9 protein-coding genes are annotated in these 15,860 nt (G+C 35.2%); 7 read left to right on the top strand and 2 right to left on the bottom strand.

Annotated elements, in window-relative coordinates:
- The 3 genes from AA088_RS16035 to AA088_RS16045 all read left to right on the top strand — a co-directional run.
- Window positions 1–453 (top strand): T9SS type A sorting domain-containing protein (locus AA088_RS16035; protein ID WP_046746055.1); only part of this gene is annotated, 453 nt, incomplete at its 5' end.
- A 109-nt stretch (window positions 454–562) separates the two neighbouring features.
- On the top strand, window positions 563–1,168 hold the full coding sequence (locus tag AA088_RS16040; RefSeq protein ID WP_046746056.1) for a DUF4254 domain-containing protein: 606 nt from the start codon (window positions 563–565) through the stop codon (window positions 1,166–1,168).
- A 17-nt stretch (window positions 1,169–1,185) separates the two neighbouring features.
- Window positions 1,186–2,220 (top strand): glycosyltransferase family 9 protein, encoded by a 1,035-nt coding sequence (locus tag AA088_RS16045; protein WP_241483428.1) that lies wholly within the window; start codon window positions 1,186–1,188, stop codon window positions 2,218–2,220.
- Window positions 2,221–2,248: 28 nt separating this feature from the next.
- Here AA088_RS16045 and AA088_RS16050 read toward each other — a convergent pair whose 3' ends face one another.
- Window positions 2,249–3,289: a ferredoxin--NADP reductase gene (locus AA088_RS16050; protein ID WP_046746104.1), complete on the bottom strand. Its 1,041-nt coding sequence runs from the start codon at window positions 3,287–3,289 to the stop codon at window positions 2,249–2,251.
- A gap of 226 nt (window positions 3,290–3,515) precedes the next feature.
- On the opposite strand from AA088_RS16050, the gene AA088_RS16055 reads away from it, so the two are divergent.
- Window positions 3,516–4,991, top strand: coding sequence for a DUF5687 family protein (locus tag AA088_RS16055; RefSeq protein ID WP_046746058.1), 1,476 nt, complete (start codon window positions 3,516–3,518; stop codon window positions 4,989–4,991).
- Window positions 4,992–5,012: 21 nt separating this feature from the next.
- On the top strand, window positions 5,013–5,720 hold the full coding sequence (locus tag AA088_RS16060; protein WP_046746059.1) for an ABC transporter ATP-binding protein: 708 nt from the start codon (window positions 5,013–5,015) through the stop codon (window positions 5,718–5,720).
- Between the two features lie 105 nt (window positions 5,721–5,825).
- Here the strand turns inward: AA088_RS16060 and AA088_RS16065 are convergent, their stop codons facing one another.
- A complete protein-coding gene (locus AA088_RS16065) occupies window positions 5,826–6,293 on the bottom strand; it encodes a hypothetical protein (protein WP_046746060.1) in 468 nt (155 codons plus the stop codon).
- Between the two features lie 308 nt (window positions 6,294–6,601).
- Between AA088_RS16065 and AA088_RS16070 the strand changes: the two genes are divergently transcribed.
- Window positions 6,602–12,805 (top strand): LamG-like jellyroll fold domain-containing protein, encoded by a 6,204-nt coding sequence (locus AA088_RS16070; protein WP_046746061.1) that lies wholly within the window; start codon window positions 6,602–6,604, stop codon window positions 12,803–12,805.
- Window positions 12,806–12,842: 37 nt separating this feature from the next.
- Window positions 12,843–15,752 carry a PQQ-dependent sugar dehydrogenase gene (locus AA088_RS17805; protein WP_082106810.1) on the top strand — a complete coding sequence of 970 codons (2,910 nt, stop codon included), beginning with the start codon at window positions 12,843–12,845 and terminating at the stop codon, window positions 15,750–15,752.
- The last annotated feature ends 108 nt before the right edge of the window (window positions 15,753–15,860 follow it).

Genomic DNA, 15,860 nt, shown 5'->3' on the forward strand with positions numbered 1-15,860 from the left:
CCACCATTCGAGTCTTGGACACCTACGTATGATCCTGATACAGGAACTGCAAACCCTGATGGAGTATATCCAACAGTAATGACAGGTTCATTAACAGGAGTAAACTTTGGAATCAACTATGTAAACCTAAACTCTACATCAAGAGATGCCAACACTGGAAATGTTCTTATAACAAACGGAAGTGCATTAAGCGAAACTCCAGAAGACATTTCAGATAGATTACACCTTTATCCAAACCCAGCTGTTAGAGAAATTACCATCAATACAGAAGAGTTTGCAGGTGATGTAACTGTAGAAATATACAATGACAGAGGATACAAAGTAATGACTACAACGGCAAGTCAATTTGGAGAAGAAGGAAAAGTTGATGTACAAAGATTAGCGCCAGGAATGTACTATGCTAAATTTGTATCGAGAAATAAAGTTGCTAGCAAAAAGTTCATTAAGAAATAACCAATAGCAACTTCCCTGAACCATATGAAAAGCCGCATTACTGCGGCTTTTTTTATGATATCTCCTAGAATGAAATATTAGCGTATATTTGCACCAAAATAAAAGAACTATGTTTAGCGATTTAGCCAATAAAATATTTCAAGAAAGTATTGACAAATATCATATCATTGATGATGTAGATCAACCGTTTGAAAATCCGTACCCAAAAGATAAAATAGAACACTTATTATATCGAAAAAATTGGATTGATACAGTGCAATGGCATTATGAAGATATTATCCGTGATCCTAATATTGATCCTGTTGCAGCACTGAAATTAAAAAGGCTAATTGACGCTTCAAACCAAGATAGAACAGATACTGTTGAATATATTGATAGCTATTTTTTACAAAAATATAAAGATGTTCAACCCAAAAAAACAGCGACTATTAATTCTGAAAGTCCTGCATGGGCTATTGATCGGTTATCAATTTTGGCATTAAAAATATACCACATGCAAGAAGAAGTAGATCGAAAAGATGCTTCTGAAACGCACAAAGAAAAATGTCAAGCAAAGTTAAATGTGTTATTAGAACAACGTGTAGACTTGTCGACAGCAATAGATCAATTAATTATAGATATAGAGAATGGTAATAAATACATGAAAGTCTACAAGCAGATGAAAATGTATAATGACGACGATTTGAACCCTGTACTCTACAATAAAAACAAATAAAAGAAGTCTCCATAAAAATGGGATCAACTTCAAAGCATATTTTAGTTATACGTCTCTCCGCAATGGGAGACGTTGCTATGTGTGTGCCAGTCATTAAAGCAATGAATAGAAGTTATCCGCATGTCAAAATTACGGTGCTTTCGAGGGCTTTTTTTAAGCCAATGTTTCAACAACTACCCAATGTAACATTTCATGCAGCAGATGTAAAAGGAAAGCACAGTGGCGTGTTTGGCTTATTTAAATTGTATAGAGAATTAAAAAAACAAAACATAGATGCCATTGCAGATTTGCATAATGTTTTGCGTTCAAAAATATTAGGAGCCTATTTTCAAATATCTGGATATCAACTTTGTAGAATTGACAAAGGTAGAGCTGAAAAAAAAGCACTAACTCGTACAGAAAACCAGCAGTTTAAACAACTCAAAACAACGCATCAACGGTACGCAGATGTTTTTAATAAATTAGGTTTTCCTATTCAGCTTACACAAGAAGATGTGTTGCCACGGTTACCATTAACAGAGAAAATTTCTTTATTTATTGGGAAAGATGCTAAAAAGTGGATTGGAATTGCTCCTTTTGCAGCGTTCGATGGAAAAACATATCCTAAATCGTCTATGGAAAGTGTTATTGCCAAACTTAATGAAGCTTCTACTTGTAAGATTATATTATTTGGCGGTCCAGCAGATAAGAAGCAGTTGATTGATTGGGAAAAAAAGTACAAAAATGCTCATAGTTGCGCAGGCTTATTTTCTTTTGAGGAAGAGCTGACTTTAATATCCAACTTAGATGTTATGTTATCCATGGACTCAGGAAATGCTCATTTAGCTGCAATGTTTGGTAGAAAAGTAGTAACCATTTGGGGCGTTACGCATCCTTATGCAGGATTTTATCCGTTCGGACAACCCAAAACACATGCACTTATAGCCGATAAGGAACAATACCCTTTGCTGCCTACTTCCATTTATGGAAACAAATTTCCTGAAGGATATGAAAACGTAATGGAAACCATTACACCTGAAATGGTTTATGAAAAGATTATAGAAGTACTATAAAGGGATATTTTTAGTATATACCAATGTATTAAATGTCGTCGTAATCAATTTTAATACTTGTAGTTGTAGGGTGTGCTTGACAAGTGAGAATCATACCTTCTTCAATTTCACTATCAGTTAAAATTTGATTTTTTTCCATAACCGCTTTTCCTTCTACAACTTTAGCAATGCAGCTACTACAAATACCTCCTTGACACGAATATGGTGCGTCTATTTTTTGCTTTAAAGCAGCATCCAAAATGGTTTCACTAGCGTCCATTTCAAAAGTAAAATCTTCATCATCAACAGTAATAGAAATACGTGTGGTTCCAGAAATATTTTCTGCAGCTTTATTGGTTTCTTCTGAAGAAGTAAATAATTCAAAATTGATAGCATCTTCTGCAATACCATTATTTTTTAATGTATCAGATACAGTATGAATCATGGCTTCAGGCCCGCATATATAATAATGACTAAAATCAACATCTTTTAATTGATTTTTCAATACAAAATTGACCGCAGCACTATCAATTCGCCCAGCCAAAGCATTTTCGGCACGTGCTTGACTGTATACAAACTTCAAATAAAAGTTAGGATATTTACTAGCTAAAGACATCAGCTCGTCGTTAAAAATAGTTTCATCTACAGATTTATTTCCATACAACAAAGCCACCGTATTTCCATAAGCCAAAGCTGTTTTCAAAATACTCATAATTGGAGTAATTCCACTACCGGCAGCAAACAACGCAATCGCTCCTTTATGTGTGGAAGGTGTATATATAAAATTACCTTCAGGAGTGTGTACATCTAATGTAGCGCCTTCGGTTAATTTTCTATTGGCATATGTTGAAAAAGTTCCGTTTTCAACTTCTTTAATAGCAACTTTCCACGTATTTTCATTGGGAGTTGTGCAAAGCGAATATGCTCTGCGAACTTCCTCACCATTTACTGAAGTTTTTAAAGTAATATACTGTCCAGCTTTAAAAGAAAAAGAAGGTTGTAATGCAGGTGGAACATTAAATTCAACACTAATAGCAGTTGGAGTTTCTCTATGTATACGATATACTTCTAACGAATGGAAATTTGACATTGACAATTTTTTAAAATGATCACTTTTGCGAATATTGTGCAAAAATAAACAATACTCAAAGGCTTTAAAAACGATTTACTATAAATTACTTCTGAAAACACGAAACATATAAAAAATGAATCTATAAAAAGATGAATATTTGAACATAAAAAAGTTAATTTTTGACATTGAAACTGTAACAAATCCTTAAATTTGATACTAACACTACAACCAATTCACATACATAATGATTAAAAAATTTTTAAGCTTACAATGGAAAGAATTTGCCCGGTCGGCTTCTTTTCAAAAAGGGGTTGCGATTAAAATTTTACTGTTTTTTGCAGCCTTATACTTTGGTGGTATGGCGATATTTCTAGGAACAGGAATTTATTTTATCATAAAAAAAGCGCTTCCTGGACAAGATCCGATGGTAATTGTCAACAATTTTCTCATCTTTTGGTTTATGCTCGATCTTATTATTCGCTATTTCATGCAGCAAATGCCTGTAATGAACATTAAGCCACTAATGGTTGTTCCTATAAAACAAAAAACAATCATTCACTTCCTTTTAGGAAAAACGATGATTTCATTTTTTAATTTTATTCCGCTTTTTATCTTTTTACCCTATAGTATTGTATTGCTATTTCACGGATATGCTCCGTTGCATGTCATTTTTTGGTTCTTATCGGTGCTTGCAATTACGCAGTCATTAAACTTCTTGAATGTGTTGGTAAATAAAAGCAATACAGTATTTTATATTGTATTAGCATTGCTTGTACTATTAGGAGCTTTGGAATACTTCCAAGTGTACAAAGTGTCAGAGTTATTTGGTGTTGTTTTTAACGGAATATACAATCATCCATACTTGGTAATTGTTCCAATGGCTTTGGCAGGATTTCTATACTATCTTAATTTCGATTACCTCAATAAGCGTTTTTACCTTGACAATGCGATTTCTAAAAAAATAAAAGAAGTAAAAACTTCAGATTTATCTTGGATGGATCGTTTTGGAAAACTGGCTACTTTTTTGAAAAATGATGTACGAATGATTTGGCGCAACAAGCGTCCTCGACAAGTGTTGATGGCATCTGCATTCTTCTTATTTTACGGATTATTTTTCTTCACCCAAAAAGCATACGATGATATGCCTGCTATGGTTGCGTTTGCATCAATCTTTATCACCGCAGGATTTTTATTTTCGTTTGGTCAACTAGTGCCTTCATGGGATAGTGAACATTATAAAATGCTAATGAGTCAAAATATATCATATAGAAAATATTTAGAATCTAAATGGTACCTCATGGTATTAGCCGTATTTATTTCGTTTTTACTTAGCACGCCCTATATTTACTTTGGTTGGGATAAATATGCAATGATTGCCGCAGGCGCATCCTTTAATATCGGAATTAACTCATTTGTTACACTTTTTGGAGGTGCATTGAATAGAGTTCCTGTGAAACTTAATGAAAAAGCAAAGGCATTTAGCAATACTCAGGGATTTAACCCAACACAGTTGTTAATTGCATTGCCTAAAATGTTATTGCCGGTATTATTATTTTACATTCCGTACTTAATTACAGGATATAACCTTAATGCAGGAATCATTACGTTAGCAGCTAGTGGGTTAGTTGGATTAGCGTTTAGAAACTTTTTCCTCAATCAAATTGAAAAAGTTTATCAAAAAGGAAAATATAAAACGATTGAAGCTTTTGGCGAAAAATAATCTCAGTTAAAAACACATACAATGATCTCAATACAAAATATCTCAAAAACATACGGACAAAACACTGTTTTAAACATTAATAGCCTTGAAATCCCAAAAGGACAAAGTTTTGGGTTGGTGGGAAATAATGGAGCTGGAAAAACAACTCTGTTTAGCCTTTTATTAGATCTTATTCAACCCACAACAGGTCACATAAGTAATCATGGAATTAAGGTGCATGAAAGCGAAGACTGGAAGCCTTTTACTTCATCGTTTATTGATGAAAGTTTCCTTATTGGGTATCTTACAGCAGAAGAATATTTTTACTTTATTGGCGATCTTCGTGGTCAAAACAAAGCTGATGTAGATGCTTTATTGGCTCAATTTGAAGATTTTTTTCATGGAGAAATCCTTAATCAAAAAAAATACTTGCGCGATCTTAGTAAAGGAAACCAGAAAAAAGCTGGAATTGTGGCATCATTCATTGGAAATCCAGAGGTAGTTATACTAGATGAACCGTTTGCAAATTTAGATCCTACAACTCAAATTCGTTTAAAAGGAATCATTAAAAATTTAGCAGCCGATCAAGAAACGACAGTACTGGTTTCAAGTCACGACCTTATGCACGTTACCGAAGTTTCAGATAGGATAGTGGTACTTAATAAGGGTGAAGTTGTAAAAGATATTGTCAAATCAGAAGCGACACTCAAGGAACTAGAAGCGTTCTTTGCTGGAAAAGAAGAAATATAATAGAGAGATGCTCTAAAAGTACCGATTCTGTATTTCGATTTTACTTAATGACGAAATACAGAATCGGTGTTTTTTTAAAGCTATTGAATTTATTCTTTTTAAAGATTATAGCGGAACAGGTTGTGAGTAATCGCAAATAATATTGTAACCTAAAACCCAACCCAATTCACCGTCGCATTCTAAAATATAAGCCACAGCACAAATTACACAGTTAGGATTTGCATTCCATGTACCACATTGAATATATCGAACACCTTTAAGATCACAATCTCTATAGTCTCTTGGAACACCACTTGTAATGGAACAACCTTCATCAATAATCGCATACCCATTAACAAAAGTTACACAACCGTAGCGAACAGGATCTCTTTTAGCAATGGTTTGTAATTGTCGATCTAGGTAAGCATCTAAGTTTTTTACTGATTTTTCAGGAATTAGATTAAATGTGCCGAAGTTGTTTTTCCATTCCAGATTTTCTTTATCAAAAGCTTCTACTTCTGAATTTATAGTATCTGTTTGACAAGCTAAAAAAGCAAATAATGATACTATCAAAGTATACGTAAGTTTTTTCATAACTATTGGTTTATAAATTACTATTCAAATTAAACAATTTAAAAATCAGGTAGTTACGGTAAAAACATACATTTAGAAAGTAAAAAATCTAACTAAACTCTATACAGTAGCCAAAAAAGATGACGAAAAAGCAATTTGTAAGATAAAGAGTGTTTTTAATGTAGTCTATTTTCTTTTTTGTGTCGACGATTTGATACGAAACTATCTTTCTTTGATACATTCCTATCATTTAACAGTAAGAGAATCTAAAAGGAGTATTTTTAGGGAGAAATTTATTAAGTCTCCCTATCTTACTAAAACTAACTGCCATGAATCAATATATAAGTTTTTATACTTATTTTATTTGCAATTTTTCTACTAAACGTACACTTTTCTTTATTCTATCTTTACTATGTTTCAGCGATTCTTTATCGCAAACAACCATTGCACGCCAACAGTTTAATAATGGTAGCTCTACAGGACAAGTAACTATAGCAGCTCAATATGCGAGCTCAAATATCACTACACATCAAGGTACAGATGATTGGGATTATGTAGCAACATCTACAAATGGGGTAATCAGAGTTGTAAATAGTTCGGTTACAGCTCCTGCTTCAAGTGATTATTGTTTAGAGTTCAAAAATTACTGGGATAATCAACCATCAATTGCTTTAGCCGATCAAGATATCAGTTTATACACTAGTGTTACGTTCTCTATTGCTTATCACTCTTTAGGCGATCCAGATAATGCAGAAGACCTTTGGTTGGACTATTCATATTATGAATCAGGAACATGGGTAAATATTTCTGTAAAATTAATTGAAGGAACAAATGATGCATCAGATGCATTAGCGTTTGGAGTAAGTGGAGTGCATACCAACCCATATACAGTTTCAATTCCAGATACTGCAACAGGATTCAGAGCAACTATTCGTTGTGATTTTCAAAATGCGTCTGGCGGAAATGATAACTATTATATTGATGATTTAATCTTAGAAGGAACATTGTCAATCACACCACCACAAGCAAATTGTAATGATATCTCTATTACTTTAGATGCCTTCGATAATGCTACAATCATCCCTGCAGATATTGATAATGGCTCTACGGTTGATTCTGGAGTGCCAATATTATCTATTGATAAAGCAAATTTTACATGTTCTGATATAGGAACAAACATTATAACCTTAACGGTAGAAGACTCCTATGGGTTTACAGATACTTGTACTGCTACAGTTACAGTAAATCCATATACAGGAATCTTGGTTGCACCTTCCTTACCCAATGTTACTACATATTGTGATTACACCGCATCAGCACAAACAATATCTTATCAGTGTAGGACTATTACACCTACAACAAGTGACCCGTTAACTTTTTCTGCACAAGGAAATTACACTATACATTGGCTCTATTATGATAGTGTTACAGGGAATTCTGCAACGGCTGTAGAAATGGTGTCTATTGTAGCCACAACAGCACCAAGCAATATCAGCGCAAGTACTATAGAAGCTACAACAGCTACCATTACTTGGGATGAGCTTACAGCTATATCTTCATATGAAATACAATATAGAGAAGTAGGAGCTACAAGTTGGACGTCTGTATTATCACCCGATAACACATTAAATATTGTAGGTTTACGCTCCAATACAAACTATGAACTTCAAGTAAGTGCCATTTGTAATGGAAGCAACTCCGCATTTTCAACTATGTTTAATTTTATGACACCCAATCATGTATACTGTACTCCAAATGTACCTAATACGAACGCAGCACATTATATCAACAGAGTTCGTTTTGGCTCTTTAGCACAAAATATTGACAACTCTTCTGGTTATGACAACGGATATGGAGACTATAGTGCTAATGTAGCAGATGTTTATATTGGAAATACAGAAACTATTCGTATCGATGTAAACAAAGAACAAAATTGGATGCAAGTTGGGTTTGCGGTATGGATTGATTTAAATAATGACGGAGATTTTACTGATGTTGGAGAAGATATATGGTTTCAAGGAGGTACAGGAACTGGAGGAACTATTGCTGGGAACTCTGTGTCAACAAGTTTTACCATTCCTACATCAGCTACTGCTGGACTAACCAGAATGCGTATTGCGTTTCGAAATTGGTGGCATCCTACAGATTCTTGTGACGGTTCTTTTGATGGGAACTTAGGAGAATATGAAGACTATTCTGTAAATCTTATGATTGATCCAAGCTCTCCTGGAGAAATTGCTGTTTCAGGAAATGGAAATAACATTACGAATGGTGCTGTTTTAGCAGATGCTACTGTTGACAACGGAACTGATTTTGCGGTATACGATATTTATGAAGGAACCATCACAAAAGTATACACTATTACAAATAATGGAGGTTTGGATTTGAATCTGGTAGGGTCACCAATCATTCAAAGTTCAGGAAGTACAGATTTCACAGTTACTCAACCTTCCGATACAGTATTAAGTGTTGGAGAAACAACTACATTTACGGTAAGCTATAATCCATCAACGCTTGCAGTGCATCAAGCAATCATAAGCATAGGTAGTGATGATACTGATGAAAATCCTTTTACATTCGTAGTTAGAGGAGAAGGTGTACAAACATTTCCAGATACAGATGGTGATGGTATAACAGATAATGTAGATATTGACGATGATAACGATGGTATTGTTGATACACTCGAAAACGCATCATGTAGTAGTTCGTCTAACGCAACACAAACAGAGGTAGTTTTTCTGAACGAATCCTTTGGATCTAATGCAGGAACACGTGTCGAAATAGATGCATTTACAATTGGAGTAACCACATCTTATTGTTATGAAGATGGTTCGGGAACTGCTTGTGCTACTGCCTTCAATCCAACCAGTTTAAATGATGGAGAATATACAGTATATCATCAAATTGCCAATGGAGATGGTGTAGATCAAACACCAATAGGTGATATTTCTCAATGGGCAGATGACTATTGGTACGTAGGGGAAGATCACACTCCTGGAGATGTAGACGGACGTATGGCTATTTTCAATGCAGATGAAGAGCCAGGAATATTTTTTGAAGCTGATATTGTAGGGGTAACACCTAATGTGCCAATTACCTATGGCTTTTCAGCATTAAATATAGACAGAATAGATGCACCAGATATTGCGACAAGACTTCGTCCTGAAGTACAAATATTAATATACGACCCAAATGGAAATCAAATAGCTACGGCAACTTCTGGTCTAATCCCACCAACATCACCTGCAGGCGATTGGGTAGATGTGAGTGCCACATTTACAACTTCGTTTACACAATTCAAAGTGCAATTAATAAATAGCCAATTAGGAGGAATTGGAAACGATTTAGCAATTGACGATATTTTTGTTAAGCAGCAATTATGCGATTCTGATGGCGATGGAATTTCAGATACAGTTGATTTAGATAATGATAATGATGGAATTCCAAATGTTGTAGAACTCAACTTACCTGATAACGATAAAGATGCTACTCTATTCAATGACTCCGTAGTAACATGGGTTGATACAAACAATAATGGTATGCACGATTTGTTTGAAAGTATCACCATACCCGATTCTGATGGTGATGGAACACCAGACTATATTGATTTAGATAGTGATAATGATGGTATTTTTGATAGTGTAGAATATGATGGTTTGGGAGATATTGATGTGAGTGGTGATGGAATTGGAACTGGAAATGATAAAGACGATGGAGATCCTTCTACTCAAGCAGATGGTGATGGAATACTTCCTATTATGGACTTAAATGATGATGGTGTAGGAAGCGACCACGGAAGTGCAAACTATCCAACACCTTTAGACAGTGACGGAGATGGAATTCCAAATTACTTAGATGTAGATAGTTATGATGCGACAAACGATACTTCAAATGGCTCGGACATTAGTGGCACAATTTGGGCTCATTTAGATACCAACCACGATGGCATTATTGATGGAACGCTTGATGTGGATCATGATGGAATTTTAGATGCGTTTGATAGTAATACAAATTACTATGGATCTCCAAGAAATTTTGAAGATAAATATACACTATTCTTTGATGGAAGAAACGACTATGTAGAAGATAGTAATGTAATTAACTCTGGAGAAGCTACACTGATGGCATTCATTCGAATTACAGGAAATAATGCAACCAATTCAACACGAACTGTTATTGGACAGCAAAACTTTAATATTACTGTAAACACAGATAATACAGTAAGTGTCTCTCTAAATGGTGTTGCACTAATTACCTCTACATCAACTGTTGTAAATGAAATCTGGACGCATATAGCAGCAACTACTTCATCAGGAGAAACAACACTATTTATAAATGGAGAAGAAAGTGGCTCTGCTAGTTTGGGACTTTTAACTTCAGACACGTCCAATTTTACAATTGGAAAAGAATCAGAAATGGACGCCAATTATTTTGCAGGAGAAATTGATGAGGTTCGGGTTTTTAATAAAGCATTATCTAATCAAGAACTTCAGCGTATGGTATATCAAGAATTGGATGATGTAAATAGCTTCGATAGTGGAAAAATAATCCCATACAATATTTCAACCTCTTTAGGCACCTCTTTAGTAAAATACTATAAAATGGATGCTTATAAAGACGATATTTTGGATAACAAAACAACTTCAACTATTGATGAAAATACAGGAGCTAGGATATATAATATCAAAAACATCTATCCACAAACGGCTCCATTACCTTATGAAACTACTGCTGATGGAAATTGGACAACTCTAAGCACTTGGTTACATGGTAGTGTGTGGGATATCACCAATGTGACCTCCAATAAAGATTGGTCAATCGTGCACATAAAGAACAATATTAGTACCTCAGATACGCATAAAGGTATTGGTTTACTAATTAATGCAGGGGTAAAACTAGAGGTTACCAACAATGTAGAGTTGTCAAACTCTTGGTATTTAAATCTTGATGGAGAAATTGATCTACAAGGAGAGTCACAATTAGTTCAAACGAGTAGCAGCACAATTGTTGCCGGAGCTAATGGGAAACTAGAAAGAGATCAGCAAGGAACAATAAATCTATATACATACAACTACTGGTCATCACCTGTACACTCTAACAACCCTAATGCTCTTATTGATGGAGATGAAACCTACACTCTACAAAATGTTCTTATGGATGGAACAGATGCTAGCAATCCTGTAGCCATTAACTTTGTGAGCGGATTAAATGGAAATGGCACAACGACGCCAATCCAACTGGCCGAATATTGGATTTGGAAATTTGTTAACAGTCTAGATGATGACTATTCGCAATGGCAGCAAGTACTTAGTGGAGGAAATCTCTCTGTTGGAGAAGGATATACAATGAAAGGTCCATCAACAAGTCCTTTAACTAATTTGCAAAACTATACATTTAGAGGCGTGCCCAATAATGGAACTATTTCATTAAACATCACAGGAGGAAACAACTATTTAGTAGGAAACCCTTACCCTTCGGCTATAGACGCAAACGAAGTTCTGAATGATAATACAAACCTTAATGGAACATTATATTTTTGGGAACACTATGGAGGAAACTCTCATGCGTTAGCAGAATACCAAGGAGGTTATGGGCTTTACAACCTGTCAGGAGGAACACCTGCTATTGCTGATGCAGATGTAGATAGTGGAGGAACGGCACTCAAAACACCAAGAAGATATATTCCTGTAGCCCAAGGATTTTTTGTGGTAGCAGATTCTGACGGCTTAGTTACTTTTGAAAATGATCAGAGAATATTTGTAACTGAAGAGGGAAATACCAATTCGTGGTTCTACAGAAGTGGAAATAATGAAACTGCATTCATTGAAAACGAAAATAATAACTTACCTGAAGATGTGCGCCCTAAATTCAGAATCAAATACCATTCGCCTGAAAACTACGAGCGTCATTTATTACTTACGGTTGATGAAAATGCAACCAATCAATATGATTGGGGATATGATGGTGCGTTGATTGAAGATAATGTAGAAGACATGTCATGGTTACTCAATGGAACCAACTATGTGATACAAGGAATCAATGAAGTTAATGAAACGACTATTTTACCATTAAGCGTTAAAACTCAAAATGGTGGAATTATAGAAATTAGTATTCATGCCCTAGAAAATGTAGCGAATGATGTACAAATATATATTGAAGACTTATATAACAATACGTACCATGATTTAAGGGCAAATAACTATTCTACTACAGTTGCTTCTGGTGTAATTTCTGATCGTTTCAGAATCGTATTTGCAGATAACACATTAGCTGTAAACGAATTTGAAGTTGCCGAGGACATTCTAATGCATTACAATACAATCACAAACTCTTTGGTTATAAAAAATCCTAAAAAACGCAACGTAGAAACCCTAAGTATTCATAATTTATTGGGACAAACGTTACTCAAAGAACAACTGAATACTTCCTTAGAAGAAGTAAATCTCCCTATATCACTTCAAACAGGGGTATATATTATTACCATGCAAACAGAAGGAATTACGATTACCAAAAAACAAATCATACATAACTAAACAACAAACGTTAACTTAAACAAACCTACTTATTCACATGTATAAAAAATTACTTTTTTTAGCATTGCTATGCATGTCATATAGCTTTGCGCAAGGCCCTATGACACCTTTACCTTCATCTGTTACTTCTGGTTCAGATTGGAATACTACGACGCTTACCGCAGATTTTGCTTTTGACTTTCCTTGGGAAATTACCTACGGCCCCGATAATAATCTTTGGATTACGGAACGCGTCGGAGAAAAAATAGTACGTATAGGAACTACTGGAGGAAGCATTACTACAATGATTGATCTAAGCAGCAAAGTAACCAATGCAAAGCAAGGAGGATTAATGGGAATGGCAGTACATCCAGCACTATACAATGATATCACTACCGTAACCAACAATTATGTGTATGCAGCCTATACCTATACTGATGGAGGCCTAAAAGTTCGATTGGTACGCTTAGTATACAACAACACTACTGGAACACTTACAGAAGATACTTCATTAGATGCCAATGGAACAATTTTAGAAGGTCTTCCAGGGAGCGCAGATCATAATTCAGGACGATTAATCATTGGACCAGATTTGAAACTATACTATACTGTTGGAGATCAAGGAGCTAATCAATTTGATTACTCATGCAACCCTGTACTATCTCAGGTATTGCCAACATCTTCTACAGATTATGATAATTACCCAGGAAAAACACTTCGTATCAATCTAGATGGATCTATTCCCGCAGATAACCCTGTATTCAACAATGTGCAAAGTCATGTATTTAGTTACGGACATAGAAATGCACAAGGAATTATCTTTGCTGAAGATGGAACTCTGTATAGCTCTGAACATGGGGCTAAAGTAGATGACGAAATTAATATTATTTATAAAGGTAAAAACTATGGTTGGCCAGAAATTGCCGGATATTATGATAACATGGCATATACGTATTGTAATTGGTCTTCATTAGGAGGAGCTTGTAATGCAAATGATTTTAGTGATCATAATTGTCCTGTGGGAGCAGAAACAGCTACTGAATACGAATCGTATCCAACAATCAATGATGTTCCAGTAAATTTTCAACCACCAATAGGAACGTATGGTAGTACTACCAATGTTGATCCTTCAGGAGGTTGGTTTACATGGCCTACAATAGCACCTTCAGGAATTGATATTCATGAATCCAACAATATTCCTGGATGGGGACGATCGTTGCTCATTCCAGCACTAAAAAAAGGAACAATTTACAGGGCAAAAATTACTGCTAGTGGAGATGATATAGTAGGTGATAGCTATGAAGAATTTCACTCGTCAAATGACCGCTATAGAGACATCGCAATATCTCCTGACGGACTTACAATTTATGCTGTTACTGATAATAGCGGAGGAACGTCAGGCCCTTCTTCTACAAGTGGTGTTTCCATTGAAAATGGAGGTACAATTATAAAAATAGAATATATAGGTTCGCAAGTTTCCAATCCGCCAGTAGCCATTTGTCAAGACATTACCGTAACTTTAAATCCAACAGGTAATGCAACAATCAATGCTTCACAAATAAATAATGGTTCTACAGGCGGTGCTGCAGGAATCAGTTCTGTAACCATTAATAGAGATACATTCGATTGTTCTCATGTGGGAACTCCGCAAACTGTTTGGCTTACGGTAACTGATAATGAGGGAAATGAAAGCAGATGTTCTTCAACTGTTACTGTTCAACCAAATGCAAACCCAACACCTATTTCTTCACCAACACTTGATGACATCGTAAGCAATTGTGCCATTACAGTTGCGGCACCTTCAGTAATATCAAATGGTTGTGTAGAAATTACAGCAACTACCAGCAATCAAATCACATATACTGCAGGACAAAGTGGAACAATAACATGGTCTTTCAACGATAATGGAAATATTGTAACCGCTACTCAAAATGTAGTAGTTAATGCCATTCCAGTTCCATCAAATATAATAATTTCACCTGGAGCAACTTCCGCAAGCGTTACTTGGGATGCTGTTGAAGATGTTACTTTTGATGTACGGTATCGACCAATTTCCGGAGGCGCATGGACTACTACAATAGCTCCAACAAATATGGTAACGCTTACAGGGTTAACAACGCTAACAGACTACGAACTGGAAATCAGAAGTAATTGTGGAGCTAGTCAATCGGCATATAGTTTTCCAGAATATTTTACCACTACAACCATCACATATTGCACACCTAACGTTCCTAATACTGCTGCAGGGCATTACATTAATAGAGTTCGTTTTGGTTCGCAGGCTCAAAACATCGATTACTCTTCAGGTTTTGACAACGGTTATGGAAACTATACAGTAAACATTGCTGATGTAGACATAGGAAGTACTGAAACTATTCAAATTGATGTGAATAGAGATCAAAACTGGATGGAAGTAGGATTTGCTGTTTGGATTGATTTCAATCAAGATGGTGATTTTACAGATTCTGGGGAAAATGTATGGTTTCAAGGTGGCTCAGGTACAAGTGGAACCATTAATGGGGATTATATCTCGGCCAATATCGCGATTCCAAATTCAGCCTTTGAAGGACAAACTAGAATGCGTGTAGCATTCAGAAATTGGTGGCATCCTACAGATTCTTGTGATGGAAGCTTTGATGGAAATTTAGGAGAGTATGAAGATTACACAATCAATATCATTGGAAATACACTTTCAATAACTGATGAAATATCGGTAAACTCAATTCGAGTGTTTCCAAATCCTGTTAGAGATATCGTTACCATTGCTTTGCCTTCTCAATATCAAGAATCACAAATACTACTTACACTGGTTGATGCACAAGGAAGAGTTGTATCTCAAAAACAAATCGATTCAAGTGAAAATGTATTAAAATTTAACGGATTAAAAAATGCAAATAAAGGAGTCTATTTCCTAAAAATACAATCATCTGAGGAAATCATAACTGTTAAAAAGCTTGTAAAACTATAACATACAAGCTTCGTTTAATTTTTAGTGTTCCTAGCAAAAAAACACCTATTCTGCATGATGACTGCGTTCAGTGTCTGGCAGAATAGGTGTTTTTGTTGCAATGAAAGG

This window comes from Kordia zhangzhouensis, from assembly GCF_001005305.1.
In the GTDB taxonomy this organism is placed as follows: Bacteria; Bacteroidota; Bacteroidia; order Flavobacteriales; family Flavobacteriaceae; genus Kordia; species Kordia zhangzhouensis.